15 protein-coding genes are annotated in these 14405 nt (G+C 65.1%); 9 read left to right on the forward strand and 6 right to left on the reverse strand.

From position 1 onward, the window contains the following. Nucleotides 1–5: 5 nt before the first annotated feature. Genes phnK through phnG form a run of 5 tightly spaced genes read right to left on the reverse strand, consistent with a single transcriptional unit; the run spans nucleotide 6 to nucleotide 3979 of the window. Complete coding sequence (phnK, locus tag BFD71_RS02425) at nucleotides 6–776, reverse strand: phosphonate C-P lyase system protein PhnK (protein WP_069261660.1); 771 nt, start codon at nucleotides 774–776, stop codon at nucleotides 6–8. Beyond that, on the reverse strand, nucleotides 773–1702 hold the full coding sequence (locus BFD71_RS02430; protein ID WP_069261661.1) for an alpha-D-ribose 1-methylphosphonate 5-phosphate C-P-lyase PhnJ: 930 nt from the start codon (nucleotides 1700–1702) through the stop codon (nucleotides 773–775). The genes phnK and BFD71_RS02430 overlap by 4 nt, the downstream gene beginning before the upstream one ends. Further along, nucleotides 1699–2823: a carbon-phosphorus lyase complex subunit PhnI gene (locus tag BFD71_RS02435; RefSeq protein ID WP_069261662.1), complete on the reverse strand. Its 1125-nt coding sequence runs from the start codon at nucleotides 2821–2823 to the stop codon at nucleotides 1699–1701. Before BFD71_RS02435 ends, BFD71_RS02430 begins: the two co-directional genes overlap by 4 nt. Next, nucleotides 2823–3464, reverse strand: coding sequence for a phosphonate C-P lyase system protein PhnH (gene phnH / locus BFD71_RS02440; RefSeq protein WP_069261663.1), 642 nt, complete (start codon nucleotides 3462–3464; stop codon nucleotides 2823–2825). Before phnH ends, BFD71_RS02435 begins: the two co-directional genes overlap by 1 nt. Further along, a complete protein-coding gene (gene phnG / locus BFD71_RS02445; RefSeq protein WP_069261664.1) occupies nucleotides 3461–3979 on the reverse strand; it encodes a phosphonate C-P lyase system protein PhnG in 519 nt (172 codons plus the stop codon). Before phnG ends, phnH begins: the two co-directional genes overlap by 4 nt. Before the next feature lie 220 nt (nucleotides 3980–4199). Between phnG and phnF the strand changes: the two genes are divergently transcribed. From phnF to BFD71_RS02465, 4 genes are all read left to right on the forward strand, one after another. Beyond that, nucleotides 4200–4955, forward strand: a complete 756-nt coding sequence (gene phnF / locus BFD71_RS02450; protein ID WP_069261665.1) for a phosphonate metabolism transcriptional regulator PhnF — start codon at nucleotides 4200–4202, stop codon at nucleotides 4953–4955. Next, a complete protein-coding gene (locus tag BFD71_RS02455; protein WP_069261666.1) occupies nucleotides 4952–5680 on the forward strand; it encodes a DUF1045 domain-containing protein in 729 nt (242 codons plus the stop codon). Before phnF ends, BFD71_RS02455 begins: the two co-directional genes overlap by 4 nt. Next, complete coding sequence (gene phnN, locus BFD71_RS02460) at nucleotides 5677–6228, forward strand: phosphonate metabolism protein/1,5-bisphosphokinase (PRPP-forming) PhnN (protein ID WP_069261879.1); 552 nt, start codon at nucleotides 5677–5679, stop codon at nucleotides 6226–6228. Before BFD71_RS02455 ends, phnN begins: the two co-directional genes overlap by 4 nt. A gap of 125 nt (nucleotides 6229–6353) precedes the next feature. After that, nucleotides 6354–7274: a LysR family transcriptional regulator gene (locus BFD71_RS02465; protein WP_069261667.1), complete on the forward strand. Its 921-nt coding sequence runs from the start codon at nucleotides 6354–6356 to the stop codon at nucleotides 7272–7274. A gap of 60 nt (nucleotides 7275–7334) precedes the next feature. Here the strand turns inward: BFD71_RS02465 and BFD71_RS02470 are convergent, their stop codons facing one another. Beyond that, on the reverse strand, nucleotides 7335–8159 hold the full coding sequence (locus BFD71_RS02470; RefSeq protein WP_069261668.1) for an IclR family transcriptional regulator: 825 nt from the start codon (nucleotides 8157–8159) through the stop codon (nucleotides 7335–7337). Nucleotides 8160–8804: 645 nt separating this feature from the next. Here BFD71_RS02470 and cyoA point away from each other — a divergent pair. The 5 genes from cyoA to pcaF all read left to right on the forward strand — a co-directional run bounded on the left by cyoA (nucleotide 8805) and on the right by pcaF (nucleotide 14143). Beyond that, a complete protein-coding gene (gene cyoA, locus BFD71_RS02475) occupies nucleotides 8805–9698 on the forward strand; it encodes a ubiquinol oxidase subunit II (protein WP_069261669.1) in 894 nt (297 codons plus the stop codon). A gap of 5 nt (nucleotides 9699–9703) precedes the next feature. After that, complete coding sequence (gene cyoB, locus BFD71_RS02480) at nucleotides 9704–11713, forward strand: cytochrome o ubiquinol oxidase subunit I (RefSeq protein WP_069261670.1); 2010 nt, start codon at nucleotides 9704–9706, stop codon at nucleotides 11711–11713. Beyond that, complete coding sequence (gene cyoC, locus BFD71_RS02485; RefSeq protein ID WP_069261671.1) at nucleotides 11713–12324, forward strand: cytochrome o ubiquinol oxidase subunit III; 612 nt, start codon at nucleotides 11713–11715, stop codon at nucleotides 12322–12324. The genes cyoB and cyoC overlap by 1 nt, the downstream gene beginning before the upstream one ends. Next, complete coding sequence (gene cyoD / locus BFD71_RS02490) at nucleotides 12325–12645, forward strand: cytochrome o ubiquinol oxidase subunit IV (protein WP_069261672.1); 321 nt, start codon at nucleotides 12325–12327, stop codon at nucleotides 12643–12645. Nucleotides 12646–12940: 295 nt separating this feature from the next. Beyond that, nucleotides 12941–14143, forward strand: coding sequence for a 3-oxoadipyl-CoA thiolase (gene pcaF / locus BFD71_RS02495; protein WP_069261673.1), 1203 nt, complete (start codon nucleotides 12941–12943; stop codon nucleotides 14141–14143). Nucleotides 14144–14405: the final 262 nt, after the last annotated feature.

The following is a 14405-nucleotide window of genomic DNA, read 5'->3' on the forward strand; positions in this document are numbered from 1 at the left end:
TCATCCTAGACCGGCAGCACGGATGCCACCAGCGTCTGCGTATAGGGATGTTGCGGGTCGTCCAGCACCTGGTCGGTCAGGCCCGATTCGACCACCGTGCCGCCTTGCATCACCATCAAGCGGTGCGCGAGCAGCCGCGCCACGCCGATGTCGTGCGTGACGATCAACACCGAAAGATGCAGGTTGGTCGTGAGCGTGCGCAGGAGGTCGAGCAGGCGCGCCTGCACGGACACGTCGAGACCCGCTGTGGGTTCGTCCATGAAGACGAGGCGTGGCCCCGTGACGAGATTGCGCGCGATTTGCAGGCGCTGCTGCATGCCGCCCGAAAACGCCGACGGCAATTCGTCGATGCGCTGCGCGTCCAGCTCCACGCGCTGCATCCACTGCTGCGCCGTGTTGCGGATTTGCCCGTAGTGACGTGCGCCGACGGCCATCAGCGGCTCGCCGATATTGGCCCCGGCCGAGACGCCCGCGCGCAGCCCGTCACGCGGATTCTGCTGCACGAAGCCCCATTCGGTGCGCGCAAGCAGGCGCCGGCGCGGCTCGGAAAGCGTGCGCAGGTCGAGCGTTTCGCCGTTCGCGCTCGTGTAGTGCAGCGCGCCCGAGTCGGATTCGGTGCGCAGTGCGAGCGTGTTGAGCAGCGTGGTCTTGCCCGAGCCCGATTCGCCGACGATGCACAACACCTCGCCGGGATACAGGTCGAAGCTCACGTCGCGGCAGCCGTTGCGGCCGCCGTACTGCTTCGTGAGCGATCTTGCGCTTAACAGCGGCGTCATGCTTTCTCTCCTGCTTCATTCGTTGCGTGCGCATCGATCTGCTCGCGGCGGTCGTGGCAGTAGTCGCTGTCCGAGCAGATGAACATGCGTTTGCCCGAGTCGTCGACGATCATCTCGTCGAGGAAACTCTCGCGCGAGCCGCACAGGGCGCACGCATGCTCCCAGCGCTGCACTTCGAACGGGTGGTCGTCGAAGTCGAGGCTCTTCACCGGCGTGTACGGCGGAATCGCGTAGATGCGGCGCTCGCGACCCGCGCCGAACAACTGCAGCGCGGCGTTCATATGCAGCTTGGGGTTGTCGAACTTCGGAATCGGCGAGGGCGACGTGAGATAACGGCCGTTCACGGTCACCGGGTAGTCGTACGTCGTGGCGATGCTGCCGTGCTGCACGATGTCCTCATAAAGCTTCACGCTGATCAGGCCATAGTCGGCCAGTGCATGGAGCTTCTTGCATTCGGCCACGCGCGGCTCGAGCCGGAACAGCGGCTCGGGCATCGGCACCTGATACACGAGAATCTGCTTGTCCGTGAGCGGCGTTTCTGGAATTCGGTGCCGCGTCTGCACGATCGACGCCTCGCTCGTGCGGCGCGTGGTGGCCACCCCCGTGGTGCGCGCGAAAAAGCGACGGATATTCACGGCGTTCGTGGTGTCGTCCGAGCCCTGGTCGATCACCTTGAGCGTGTCCTTCGCGCCGATGATCGCCGCCGTCACCTGGATGCCGCCCGTGCCCCAGCCATACGGCAGCGGCATTTCGCGCGAGGCGAACGGCACCTGGTAGCCCGGCACGGCCACGGCCTTGAGGAGGGCGCGGCGCAGCATCCGCTTGGTCTGCTCGTCGAGGTACGCGAAGTTGTAACCCGAGACGGCCTGAGTTTCGTGCGAGGCGACTTCGGCTGCGGTGGATTGCAAGGTATCGGGGGCGTTCATGCAGCCTCCTTGTTGTGCTCGTCGGCATTCGCGTCGCTGTCGCTTTCGTGCTGCGCGCGCAGCTTGCGCACGAGTTCCAGCTCAGCCTGGAAGTCCACGTAGTGCGGCAGCTTCAGGTGTTGAACGAAGCCCGAGGCTTCCACGTTATCGCTGTGCGAGAGCATGAATTCGATGTCCTGAGTCGGCGAGGCGATCGTCTCGCCCAGCTCCTCGGCGCGCAGCGCACGATCCACCAGCGCCATCGCCATGGCCTTACGTTCCGCGTGGCCGAACGCGAGACCGTAGCCTTGCGTGAATTGCGGCGGCACGTCTTTCGCGCCCGCAAACTGGTTGATCATCTGGCACTCGGTCAAGTCGATCTCGCCGATTTCCACGGCTTCATCGAGTTCGTCCAGCATCATTTCTACGCAGACCGAACCAAAGCGGATCTCGCCCGCGAACGGGTGCGAATGCGCGTAGCCGCGCTGCGTGGCATAGCCCATCGCGAGCAGGAAGCCTTCGTCGCCGCGTGCGAGATTTTGCAGGCGCACGGTGCGATCGGCAGGGAACGCAAGCGGCTCACGCGAGAGGTCGCCGGGCTCGCGTGCTTGCGTCGAGCGCGTTTCCTGCTCGATCAGGCCTTCCTTGTCGAGCAGGGAGACCACGCGCGGCATCGCTTCTTCGGGCGGGGTGGCTCGCGGCGCGCGAGGCGTGGCGCTCGCGGCATCGTCGCCTTCGGCGAGCAGCGCGAAGTCGAGCAGGCGCTGCGTGTAATCGTAGGTCGCGCCAAGCACCTGGCCGCCGGGCACGTCCTTGAAGGTCGCGGAAATGCGGCGCTCCACCACCATGTTTTCCGTTTCGACCGGTTGTGTGTAACCAAAACGCGGCAGCGTGGTGCGATAGGCGCGCAGCAAAAAGATCGCTTCGACGAGATCGCCAGCGGCCTGCTTGATGGCGAGCGCGGCAAGTTCTTCGTCGTAGACCGAACCTTCGGCCATCACACGCGCCACGGCCAGACGCATCTGTTCGCGGATCTGCGCGACGCTCAGCTCGGGCACGCGCGTATCGCCGCGGCGAGCCTCGTCGAGCAGACGCCACGACGCTTCGATCGCGCGCTCTCCTCCTTTGACGGCGACGTACATCAGTGCATCTCCACGAGAGTGGTGCGCGGCAGGCCCATCAGGCGGTCGCCGCACACGAGATAGAAGTCGATGCCGCACGGGAAGTGCGGCGCGAGGGCGGCGCGTTCGCGCCAGAAGCGCTCGGGCAGACCGACGGGCGCGATGCTGCAGGTCGTTTCGATGCCGGGGCCGCGCAGCGTGAGCGGTGCGCCGCCGGTGAGGGAATCGACACGCGCGAACACCGTGGCCGACTGCTCCGGCGACTCGGGCGTGCCGCTCGCGAAGTCGTCGAGCGGCGGCAGGGCGGCGGCGTCGTGCACATAGGCGAACGCGGCTTCGCGCGCCTGCTGTGCAAGCGGCGCGCCTGCATGAAAGCGCAGCGCGGCCGCGAGTGCGGCGTCGGGCTGGGCGAGCCACACCGGCGTGGCGTAGTCTGCGAGTGCGAGCAGCGAGGCGAAGGCAGCGAGGCCGGCGCGCGCGGGGGACGCATCCGCCGCCGTGGGCGCCGGCAGCGGCGTTTCGATCACGCCGATCGTGCCGGGTCGCGCGAGCGCGTCGAGCAGCGTGCGGAACACCGTCTGCGTGTCGTGAACCGGATCGCCGAAGCCGGGCGCGAGCGCCGCGAGCAGATCGGGCGTCATGGCATTGCGTTGGTCGCTCATGCGTCACCTCGAACCATCGTGAAGAACTCGACCCGCGTGCTGGCGGCGTCGGCGCGGCGCGCGTCGCGTTGTGCGGCGAGACGCGCGGCGAGCGGCTCGATCAACCGGGCGTGCAACTGGTCGTGGCGCGCGGGGAGTTGCAGCAGCGCGTCGGCGAGGGCGGCCAGCTCGGCGCGGCGCTTGTCGCGGCCCAGATGGCAGGCCACGCCGACCGGGCCGGACTGGCCGGCATCGCCGCCTGCGGTGCGCTCAATGCTCGAGGCGCGCAGGCGCAGCGTGGCGCGCGTGACGGTGGCTTCGCCCAGATTGAAGGCGTCGCCGGTGCCGCCAACGCGCCCACGTACCATGGCCAGTCCGGTTTGTGGCGGACGCAGCCAGTCGAAAGCGGGCTCGGGCGCATCGGCGAGCGCGGCGCTCAGCGCCGCTTCAAGCTCAGCGCGCGGGGTATGCGCGAGAACGGCCATCCATGCGCGCCGGGTCGCCGACGCGGAGGATGGGGTGGAGGAAGCGTTCATCGGAGTTCCTGTGTCGTGAACGGGGGAGAACGGACATGGCAACTGCGCCTTTCGAACAGCCTTGCCTGGACCTCGATTGAACCATCTATTCATCTAAACGTCTAGACGTTTAGTAGTGCAGTCGTCCAAGGCGGACGCAATGAAGGTTTTCATATTTCCATCACGCCCTGCGCACTACAATGCACAAAACGCTATTGGAACCGAGAGGAATGACAGCACCATGACATCGAACGACGAGGCGCCGTCCAGCCTGCTTGAGCGCGGCGCGGGTGTGGCGGTGTGGCGGCAGATCGAGCAGATCCTCGCGGCCGAGATCGCCGCGAAGGGCTTCGGCGAAGACGGCCGGCTGCCTAGCGAAGGCGAGCTTGCGCGCCGCTTCGACGTGAACCGCCACACGGTGCGGCGCGCGATGCTGGGCCTCGCGGCGCTGGGGCTCGTGAGCGTGGAACAGGGGCGCGGCACTTTCGTGCAGCCCGGGGCGATCGACTACACCATCGGCAAGCGCACGCGCTTTACCGAGAACCTGAAGCGCCATCAGCATTCGGCGGCGGGCAAGCTGCTGTCGTCGTCGCGTGGCAAGGCGGACCCCACGGTCGCCAAGGCCCTGGGGCTGCGCGCGGGCGCGCTCGTCTACCGGCTCGAAACGCTGCACGAGTCGGACGGCGTGCCGCTCACTTACGCGCGCAGCTGGTACCCCGCCGCGCGCTTCGCCGATCTGCCCGGGGTCATGGAGCGCGTCGACAGCACCTCGAAGGCCCTCGCCGAATACGGCGTGACCGACTATCTGCGCAAGTGGAGCCGTATCGGCAGCGTGCTGCCCGAGGCCGAGGTGGCGCGGCGCCTGAACATCAACCGGCAGCAGCCGGTGCTGTGGGTGGAAAACGTCGACGTCGACCTTGATGGCGTGCCGATCAAGTACGGTATCACGCACTTCGCCGCCGACCGCGTGCAGTTGATGGTGGAGCACGACATATGAGCGTGCTGCACGAAGACTGGAACGAAGCCGCGCGCTTCGCGCTTTACTATGCGCCGCCGCGCGAGTCGGCGTGGTGGCAGGCGGGCTGCGCGTGGCTTGGCCGCGATCCGGAGACGGGCGACACGCTCGCGCCGCCGCCGTGGCTCGCAGGCCTGCCGCAGCCGCTGGAAACGCTCACGGTCGCGCCACGTCGCTATGGCTGGCACGGCACCCTCGTGCCGCCGTTTCGTCTCGCGCCGGGCATGACGCCCGCGGCGCTCCTCGCCGCCGCGCAGCAGTGGGCGCAAGGGCAGGCGCGCTTCGACGCCAATGTCGAGGCGGCGCTGCTCGGCCGCTTCGTGGCGCTGCGCCCCGCCGACGATGCCGGCGAAACCGCCCTGCGCGAACTGGCTGCCAACGCACTGCGCGCGCTCGGTTCGCTGCGCGCCCCGCAAACGCCCGCCGAACTCGCGAAGCGCCTCGACGCGCCGCTCACGCAGCGTCAGCGCGCTTACGTCGAAGCGTGGGGCTATCCGTACGTGTTCGAAGAATTCCGCTTTCACATGACGCTATCCGATTCGCTGAACGACGCGCAAACGTGCGCGCAACTCGTCGATGCCTGGAACACGCAGATGCAGGGTGCCAACCCGCTGCCGGTGGAGGGCGCGGCGCTCTTCGTCGAGCCCGAGCCGGGCGCGCCTTTCGCGCTGTGGCGCCGCTTGCCGTTCGCGGGGGCCCGCGCATGAAGGGCGGCCTGATCTACGTAATGGGGCCTTCGGGTGCGGGCAAGGACACGTTGCTGCGTTACGCGCGCGAGCGCCTCTCCGGTGAAGACGTCGTCTTCGCGCATCGCTACATCACGCGCGAAGACAGCGGCGGCGAGAACCACATCGCGCTCACCGAGGCCGAATTCGAGGCGCGCTCGCAGCGCGGCCTCTTCGCGTTGCAATGGCGCAGCCACGCGCTGCGCTACGGCGTGGGCGTGGAGATCGACCAATGGATGGCGCTCGGCTGCACCGTCGTGGTGAACGGTTCGCGCGCCTACGCGGGCGAGGCGTTCGAGCGCTACCCGCGCATGACGCTCGTGCACATCGAGGCCGCGCAGCACGTACTCGCCGCGCGCCTCGCTTCCCGGGCGCGTGAAACGCCCGAGCAGGTCGCGTTGCGTCTTGCGCGGCGCGCGCCGTTCGAGGTGCCGTCGGGCGCCGCGTTTGCGCGCATCGACAACTCCGGGCACCTGGAGGAGGCGGGCGGGGCGTTCGTCAAGCTCGTGCTGCAGGTGGCGGCCGGATAGTCTCCGCGCCGTCCTCGAGCGCCGCTTAACAGTCGCTTAAGGGCTCGAATGGGCGGGGGGATTTTTGGTTGGGCGTGGTTGCCGTGAGAAGATGCAGGCGACCCGAGAACTCAACGAGAATGCCCTTGGACCGTTTCCAGGAGATGCAAATTTTCACGCGCATCGTCGACCGCCGCAGCTTCACGCAGGCGGCCGAGGACCTGAACCTGCCGCGCGCGACGGTCACCAACTCGATCAAGCGTCTCGAAGCGCGCCTAGGCGTGCGTCTGCTCGAACGCACCACGCGCCAGGTCAAGCCGACGCTCGATGGCGATGCCTACTACCAGCGCTGCATGCGCCTGCTCGCCGACCTCGAGGAAACCGAGGAGGCGTTTCGCGACACCGATCCGCAGGGGCGTTTGCGGGTGAACATGCAGGGCACGCTCACGCAGTATTTCGTGATGCCGCGCCTGCCCGACTTTCTCGCGCGCTATCCGCGCGTCGAGCTCTTCATCGGCTCGGGCGATCACTTCGTCGATCTCGTGCGCGAGGGCGTGGACTGCGTGCTGCGCGCGGGCGAGCTGGCCGACTCTTCGATGATCGCGCGGCGCGTGGCGCTGCTCGAGCAGGTGACCTGCGCGAGCCCCGCGTATCTGGAACGGCACGGCGACCCGGAGTCGATCGAGGCGCTCGCCGGCACGCATATGGACAATCCTGGCCGGCCCGGCCATCGGGCCGTGAACTATGTGTCGCCGGCCACGGGCCGCGCGCTTCCGCTCGAATTCACGACCGCCGACGGTATCGCCCGCGTGACGCTGCCGGGCCCGGTGGCCGTGAACGGCGCGGAACTCTATACGGCGGGCGCGCTGGCGGGGCTCGGCATCGTGCAGGTGCCGCGCTACCGCGTGCGCGACCTGCTCGCCAACGGCGAGCTGTGCGTCGTGCTGCCCGCGCATCCGCCGCCGCCCTTGCCGGTCTCGGTGCTTTACCCGCAGAACCGCCAGTTGTCGCTGCGCGTGCGCGCTTTCGCCGACTGGCTCGTGCAGGTGTTCGGCGAAGTTGCCTGAAATGGCTCGAGCGCAGCCGGGGCGGCTTGCCCAGGCGCGCCCGCTTGCGATCCGTTGTTTTTACGTGCGCCGCGCGACCATGCCGGACACACGCGCCGCGGCTTGCTGAAGCGGATCGAGGAAGGTCTTGACCATCTGCCTGGCGGACGTGCGCTGCGCGTTGCCGCTGATGTTCATCGCGGCGATCACGCGGCCCTGCCGGTTGCGGATAGGGGCGGAGATCGAGATGAGTCCGCCTTCCAGTTCCTGATCGACGATGGCCCAGCCCTGCTGGCGCACCTGGGCGATGATCTTCTTGAGTTCGCCGACGTCGGTGACCGTGCGCCCCGTATGCGCATAGAGCGGCGAGGAGCCGAGCGTTTCGTCGAGCGCGGCTTCGTCGAGCGAGGCCAGCAGCACGCGCCCCATGGAGGTGCAGTACGCGGGCAGACGGCTGCCGATCGAGAGGTTGATCGTCATGATCTTGTGCGTGGGCACGCGCAGCACATAGACGATCTCGGTGCGGTCGAGCACGGCCGCCGAGCAGCTCTCGTGCACTTCCTGCGACAGCTCCTCCATCACCGGCTCGGCGAGGTTCCAGAACGGCATCGACGTGAGGTACGCGAAGCCCAGGTCGAGAATGCGCGGGGTGAGGCGAAAGAGCCGCCCTTCGGCTTCGACGTAGCCGAGCGTCTGCAGCGTGAGCAGAATGCGGCGCGCCCCGGCGCGCGTGAGGCCCGTGGCGGCGGCGACGTCGGTGAGGGTCTGCTCGGGATGCTCCGCGTTGAATGCGCGGATCACCGAAAGCCCGCGCGCGAACGACTGCACATAGGAGTCGCCCGGTTTTTCGGGAATCTCGTGCTGGTCGGCGGAGCGGTCTGGCGAGGCACTGGAAGCGGAATTCATGGGCGTGGCGTTCGGTCTTGCTGCGGCGCTTGGAGAACCTATCAAGATAACCCAAGGGATCGGTTTCGCCAACAAGCGGCGAGGTCGGGCGGCCGCTCACTGTCGGGGCATGGCGCCTGCGTCAACATCGATAGTGCGGCGTCGCGTGACATGCGTCAAATGCGCACATCAGATCATTTGGCCGTCAGTTATTTGATTTCAGTCAATTGGATTTTGTCGAAAAATGATTGATTTGTGAGCCGATTGTTTATGTCTGAATATCGGCAATTCCTGAAATTAAAACGAGATAAGAGTCATGTCGAAATTCGAATGAATCGGCACACTTTCTGACGATTCTTCGACCGCGCCGCGCGTGTCGCCGGTGCCCATCCTCGCTTGCCCGCGCACTGGGGAATCACGCTGAAACCACTGTGCGGCGGGCGTTTGCGAGATGAAAGCTATTGGAAAGATATTTGCGGCTTTCCGTCGCGCTTGCCTGGGCGTGCTTTGTCCCGCTGGCCAATCCTTAGCAAAGATCAAATTTTGAGATTGGGGTTTCCGTAGAATCGCGCTGAATACGATACGGGTGCATTTTTGCGTGGCGAATTTGCGATGCAAATGTGTTGGTGTTACGCGTTTTGGTGGACAACGGAAGAACAGGCAAACATGAAAGACAGAAAAGCCTTTAAAAGGTGGTTAATCCCCCTCGGCAGCGGGCTGCTCGTTTCTCTTGCGGGGTGCAGCGGCAATTTTGCCGTGCTGGACCCGAAGGGCAGCGTGGGCGCGGCCGAGAAGTCGCTCATCCTCACGGCCACATGGGCCATGCTGCTGGTCGTGGTGCCCGTCATCATCCTGACGCTCCTGTTCGCGTGGCGCTACCGCGCCTCGAACCGCAACGCGACCTACGCGCCGAAGTGGGCCCACTCCACGGCAATCGAAGTGGTGGTCTGGGCCATTCCGGCCGCGATCATCCTGTTCCTCGCCATCCTCACGTGGCGCACCTCGCACGAACTCGACCCGTACAAGCCGCTGGAGTCGAGCGTGAAGCCCATCAACGTCGAAGTCGTCGCGCTCGACTGGAAGTGGCTCTTCATCTACCCCGACCTCGGCATTGCTTCGGTGAACCAGCTCGCCGTGCCGGTGGGGACGCCGGTCAACTTCCGCATCACGTCGGACGCTGTGATGAACTCGTTCTTCATCCCGCAGCTGGGCACCCAGGTCTACGCGATGGCGGGCATGCAAACGCGTCTGCACCTGATCGCCGACGAAGCGGGCGATTTCGACGGGCTCTCGTCCAACTACAGCGGCAAGGGTTTCTCGGACATGAAGTTCCGCACGCTCGCCACGAGCCAGCAGGACTTCGACGCGTGGGTGCAGAAGGTGAAGACGTCGTCCACCCAGCTTTCGATGGACGAGTACGCAACGGTCGCGAAGCCGCGGGAGAAGGCGCCGGTGCAGTACTTCTCGACCGTCGACCCGAAGCTCTTCAATAACATCATCGCGAAGTACAACAACGGGCACGTCACGAATTTCGACCCGTCCTGCGTGACCAAGGGGTAAGCAGCATGTTCGGAAAACTCACATTAGAGGCGATCCCGTTCGATCAGCCCATCATCATGGGCGCGGCGGCGTTCATGGCGCTGATCGTCGTTGGCGTGCTCGGTCTCGTCACCGTGACCGGCAAGTGGAAGTACATCTGGACCGAGTGGCTCACGAGCGTGGACCACAAACGCATCGGCGTGATGTACATGATCGTGGCGGTGCTCATGCTCGTGCGCGGCTTCGCCGACGCGGTCATGATGCGTATCCAGCAGGCCATGGCGTTCGACTCGCCCGGCTATCTCCCGCCGCATCACTTCGACCAGATCTTCACGGCGCACGGCGTCATCATGATCTTCTTCATGGCGATGGCGCTCATGGTCGGCTTCTTCAACCTCGTCGTGCCCCTGCAGATCGGCGCGCGCGACGTGGCGTTCCCGTTCCTGAACTCGCTCTCGTTCTGGATGACGGCGATCAGCGCGATCCTCGTCAACATTTCGCTCGTGGTCGGCGAGTTCGCGAAGGTGGGCTGGCTCGCGTATCCGCCGCTCTCTGAACTGCAGTTCAGTCCAGACGTGGGGGTGGACTACTACATCTGGGCAGTGCAGCTTTCCGGTGTCGGCACGCTGATCACGGCCGTGAACTTCTTCGTCACGATCGTCAAGATGCGCGCGCCCGGCATGACGCTCATGAAGATGCCAGTGTTCACGTGGACCGCGCTGTGCTCGAACGTGCTCATCATGGCCACGTTCCCGATCCTCACGATCGCGGTGGCGCTGCTCGGCCTCGACCGCTACGTGGGCACGCACTTCTTCACGAACGAGCTGGGCGGCAACGCCATGCTGTATCTGAACCTGATCTGGGCGTGGGGCCACCCCGAGGTGTACATCCTCGTGCTGCCTGCGTTCGGCATCTATTCGGAAGTGATGGCCACGTTCTGCAAGAAGCCGCTGTTCGGCTACAAGACGATGGTCTACGCCTCGTGCGCGATCATGGTGCTGGCGTTCCTCGTGTGGGCGCACCACTTCTTCACGATGGGTGCGGGCGCCGACGTCAACGCGTTCTTCGGTATCGCGACGATGATCATCGCCATTCCCACCGGCGTGAAGATCTTCAACTGGCTCTTCACGATGTATCGCGGCCGTGTGCACTTCACCGCGCCCGTGCTCTGGACCGTCGGCTTCATGGTGACGTTCTCGATCGCCGGCATGACCGGCGTGATGCTCGCGATTCCGGGCGCGGACTTCGTGCTCCACAACTCGCTCTTCCTGGTCGCTCACTTCCACAACGCGATTATCGGCGGCGTGGTGTTCGGCTACCTCGCGGGCCTGCAGTACTGGTTCCCGAAGGTGTTCGGCCTGAAGCCCAGCGAAAAGCTCGGCAAGGCGTCGTTCTGGTGCTGGTTCGTCGGCTTCTACGTGGCCTTCGTGCCGCTCTACGTGCTCGGCTTCATGGGCGCAACGCGTCGTACCAACCACTACGATGTGCCCGAATGGCATCCGTACTTCGTGGTCGCCGCGATTGGCTCTGCGATCATCGCGGTCGGCGTCGTGTTCCAGGTCCTGCTGTGGGTCATGGCCTTCGTGAACCGCAACAAGGCCGAATGCAAGGACGTGACCGGCGATCCGTGGGACGGCCGCACGCTCGAATGGGCAACGTCGTCGCCGCCAGCGGTCTATAACTTCGCGGTCATTCCGCACGTGGACGACATCGACGCTTTCGCGCACATGAAGGAAGCGGGCCGCGCTCCGGGCCTCGCCGCGAAATACAGCGACATCCACATGCCGTCGAACACGTCGGCGGGCCTCTTCATCGGCATGTTCAGCCTCGTGCTGGGTTTCGCGGCCGTGTGGCACATCACGTGGCTTGCGGTGCTCGGGTTCATCGGCGTCGTGCTGACGGTCATCCTCAAGAGCTTTGGCAACAACGACGGTTACTACATTCCGGCCGCGAAGGTCCGCGAGATCGAAGAAAGCCGCTTTGGCACCGGCGCCGCCGTGGCCAAGCGCGACCTGGTCGCCGAGGAGGCAGTCTGATGTTACAGAAAACCAATGCGGCAACCCTTGCCGAACTCGATCAGCACGATCACCCGCAGTCGCACTCGGTATTCGGCTTCTGGGTCTACCTGATGACCGACTGCCTGCTGTTCGCGGCGCTGTTCGCCACGTTCGGCGTGTTGAGCCAGCAGTTTGCGGGCGGCCCCACGGGCAAGGACCTGTTCGATATTCAGGGCGTGGCGCTCGAAACGGCCGTGCTGCTGTTTTCGAGCATCACGTACGGGTTCGCGATGCTCGGCGCGCATCAGCGCAAGAACGGCGTGGTGCTCGGCTGGCTCGCCGTCACCTTCATTCTGGGTGCGTCGTTCCTCGTGCTCGAACTGCGCGAGTTTTCGCACCTGATCGCAGAAGGCGCCGGCCCGCAGCGCAGCGCGTTCCTGTCGTCGTTCTTCACGCTGGTCGCCACGCACGGACTGCACGTGTTCTTCGGCCTGCTGTGGATGCTCGTGATGATGATCCAGGTGGTTCGCGCACGGGAGCTGGGCGAGCAGGAAATCCGCCGCCTCACGTGCCTGAGCCTCTTCTGGCACTTTCTCGACGTGGTGTGGATCTGCGTGTTTACTTTCGTCTATCTCGGGAGCGTGCTCTAAATGGCTCAATCTCATGCAGAGTCGCACGGCAGCCTCGGCAGCTATGTGGCGGGCTTCATTCTTTCGGTGCTGCTTACCGCGGGTGCATTCGGCGTTGTCCTGCACGGCACGCTCGATGCCTCCGCGGCCTTGATCGTGATCGCGGTGCTCGCCTTCGTGCAGGTGGTCGTGCACCTCGTGTTCTTCCTGCATTTGAACACGTCGCCGGGGCAGGGCTGGAACGTCCTGTCGCTGGCGTACACGGTGCTGGCCGCCGCGTTCCTGATCTTCGGCACGATCTGGGTCATGCACAATGTCGGCGCGCTCATGATGTCGCGTTAAGCGTTCGCCTCACTGGCTGGCGCCTCGCGCCCGCCTGAACTCGCAAAAGCCGCACGGGCCAACCGTCCTGTGCGGCTTTTTCGTTTTTGGAGCCAGGTCCGCGTGCTTGACACTCGTCCCAGGACGCGCCTATTATGGCCGTCAAATTGTTCGATTAACGATCATCGGTTCGGCACTCGAACAAATCGCACGAGGACGTGCGCGCTCGATCTCCCATTTTCGCCCGCGCAGTCCGTCAATCTCAATCATCTTGCATGGGATCGCATCAAGTGCGTGCGATCGAAAGGAGACTCACATGACGGAAGCATTCATCTGCGACGCGGTTCGCACACCTATCGGCCGCTACGCGGGCGCCCTTGCCCAGGTTCGCGCCGACGACCTCGGCGCCGTGCCGCTCAAGGCGCTGATGGAGCGCAACAAGGACGTGGACTGGACGGCGATCGATGACGTCATCTACGGCTGCGCGAACCAGGCGGGCGAGGACAACCGTAACGTCGCGCGCATGTCCTCGCTGCTGGCGGGCTTGCCGCAGGCCGTGCCGGGCTCGACGGTGAACCGCCTGTGCGGCTCCGGCATGGACGCCGTGGGCATTGCCGCGCGCGCGCTCAAGTCGGGCGAAACGGGGCTGATGATTGCGGGCGGTGTGGAAAGCATGAGCCGCGCGCCGTTCGTCATGGGCAAGTCGACGAGTGCCTTCGCTCGCGACGCCGCGATTTACGACACGACGATTGGCTGGCGCTTCGTCAATCCGCTGATGAAGCAGCAGTACGGTGTGGATTCGATGCCGGAAACGGGCGAAAACGTCGCGGTCGACTACAACGTGAGCCGCGCCGATCAGGATGCGTTCGCGGTTCGCAGCCAGCAGAAGGCGGCTCGCGCACAGGCGGATGGCACGCTTGCGCAGGAGATCGTCGCGGTGACGATTGCCCAGAAGAAGGGTGATCCGATTGTTTTCTCGCGCGACGAGCATCCGCGTGAAACGAGCCTCGAAGCGCTGGCCAAGCTCAAGGGCGTCGTGCGCCCGGATGGCTCGGTGACGGCAGGCAATGCTTCGGGCGTGAATGACGGGGCTTGCGCGCTGCTCCTCGCCAACGAGGAAAACGCGAAGCGTTTCGGGCTCGTGCCGCGTGCGCGCGTGCTCGGTATCGCAACGGCTGGCGTCGCGCCGCGCGTGATGGGTATCGGTCCCGCGCCCGCTACGCAGAAGCTCCTCGCGCGTCTGAACATGACCATCGACCAGTTCGATGTGATCGAGTTGAACGAAGCGTTTGCTTCGCAAGGCCTCGCCGTGCTGCGCATGCTCGGCGTCGCCGATGATGATCCTCGCGTCAACCCGAACGGCGGCGCGATCGCGCTTGGGCATCCGCTCGGGATGAGCGGCGCACGTCTCGTGACGACCGCCACGTATCAGCTCCATCGCACGCAAGGGCGCTTTGCGCTTTGCACGATGTGTATCGGCGTGGGGCAGGGGATTGCGATCGCTATCGAGCGCGTCTGATTTTTCGTCGCCCTGAATTGAAAGCCGCGGGTCGATTTGATCCGCGGCTTTTTCGTTAGAAATTTCGCGCTGCGCAACAATTGCGCGATCCATTTCACCCCGTAATCGCACGGGAATTTGAGCCTCAGCAAACCCCTCGGCAATTAGCCGTATTGGGTTGCGGTAAGTTGACCCGCTTCCGGGCAGGCAACGTCCGCGTTCTAAAAGCCGCGCGTAGAATCGGCCGCACTTCGGCACCACACGCCGATGCGAATACGGCAAT

The sequence above is a fragment of the Paraburkholderia nodosa genome (genome assembly GCF_001718195.1).
Taxonomy (GTDB): Bacteria; Pseudomonadota; Gammaproteobacteria; order Burkholderiales; family Burkholderiaceae; genus Paraburkholderia; species Paraburkholderia nodosa_A.

Coding starts and splice junctions, on each gene's coding strand:
- phnK (WP_069261660.1), bottom strand. CDS start 776: ATGACGCCGCTGTTAAGCGCAAGATCGCTCACGAAGCAGTACGGCGGC.
- BFD71_RS02430 (WP_069261661.1), bottom strand. CDS start 1,702: ATGAACGCCCCCGATACCTTGCAATCCACCGCAGCCGAAGTCGCCTCG.
- BFD71_RS02435 (WP_069261662.1), bottom strand. CDS start 2,823: ATGTACGTCGCCGTCAAAGGAGGAGAGCGCGCGATCGAAGCGTCGTGG.
- phnH (WP_069261663.1), bottom strand. CDS start 3,464: ATGAGCGACCAACGCAATGCCATGACGCCCGATCTGCTCGCGGCGCTC.
- phnG (WP_069261664.1), bottom strand. CDS start 3,979: ATGAACGCTTCCTCCACCCCATCCTCCGCGTCGGCGACCCGGCGCGCA.
- phnF (WP_069261665.1), top strand. CDS start 4,200: ATGACATCGAACGACGAGGCGCCGTCCAGCCTGCTTGAGCGCGGCGCG.
- BFD71_RS02455 (WP_069261666.1), top strand. CDS start 4,952: ATGAGCGTGCTGCACGAAGACTGGAACGAAGCCGCGCGCTTCGCGCTT.
- phnN (WP_069261879.1), top strand. CDS start 5,677: ATGAAGGGCGGCCTGATCTACGTAATGGGGCCTTCGGGTGCGGGCAAG.
- BFD71_RS02470 (WP_069261668.1), bottom strand. CDS start 8,159: ATGAATTCCGCTTCCAGTGCCTCGCCAGACCGCTCCGCCGACCAGCAC.
- cyoA (WP_069261669.1), top strand. CDS start 8,805: ATGAAAGACAGAAAAGCCTTTAAAAGGTGGTTAATCCCCCTCGGCAGC.
- cyoB (WP_069261670.1), top strand. CDS start 9,704: ATGTTCGGAAAACTCACATTAGAGGCGATCCCGTTCGATCAGCCCATC.
- cyoC (WP_069261671.1), top strand. CDS start 11,713: ATGTTACAGAAAACCAATGCGGCAACCCTTGCCGAACTCGATCAGCAC.
- cyoD (WP_069261672.1), top strand. CDS start 12,325: ATGGCTCAATCTCATGCAGAGTCGCACGGCAGCCTCGGCAGCTATGTG.
- pcaF (WP_069261673.1), top strand. CDS start 12,941: ATGACGGAAGCATTCATCTGCGACGCGGTTCGCACACCTATCGGCCGC.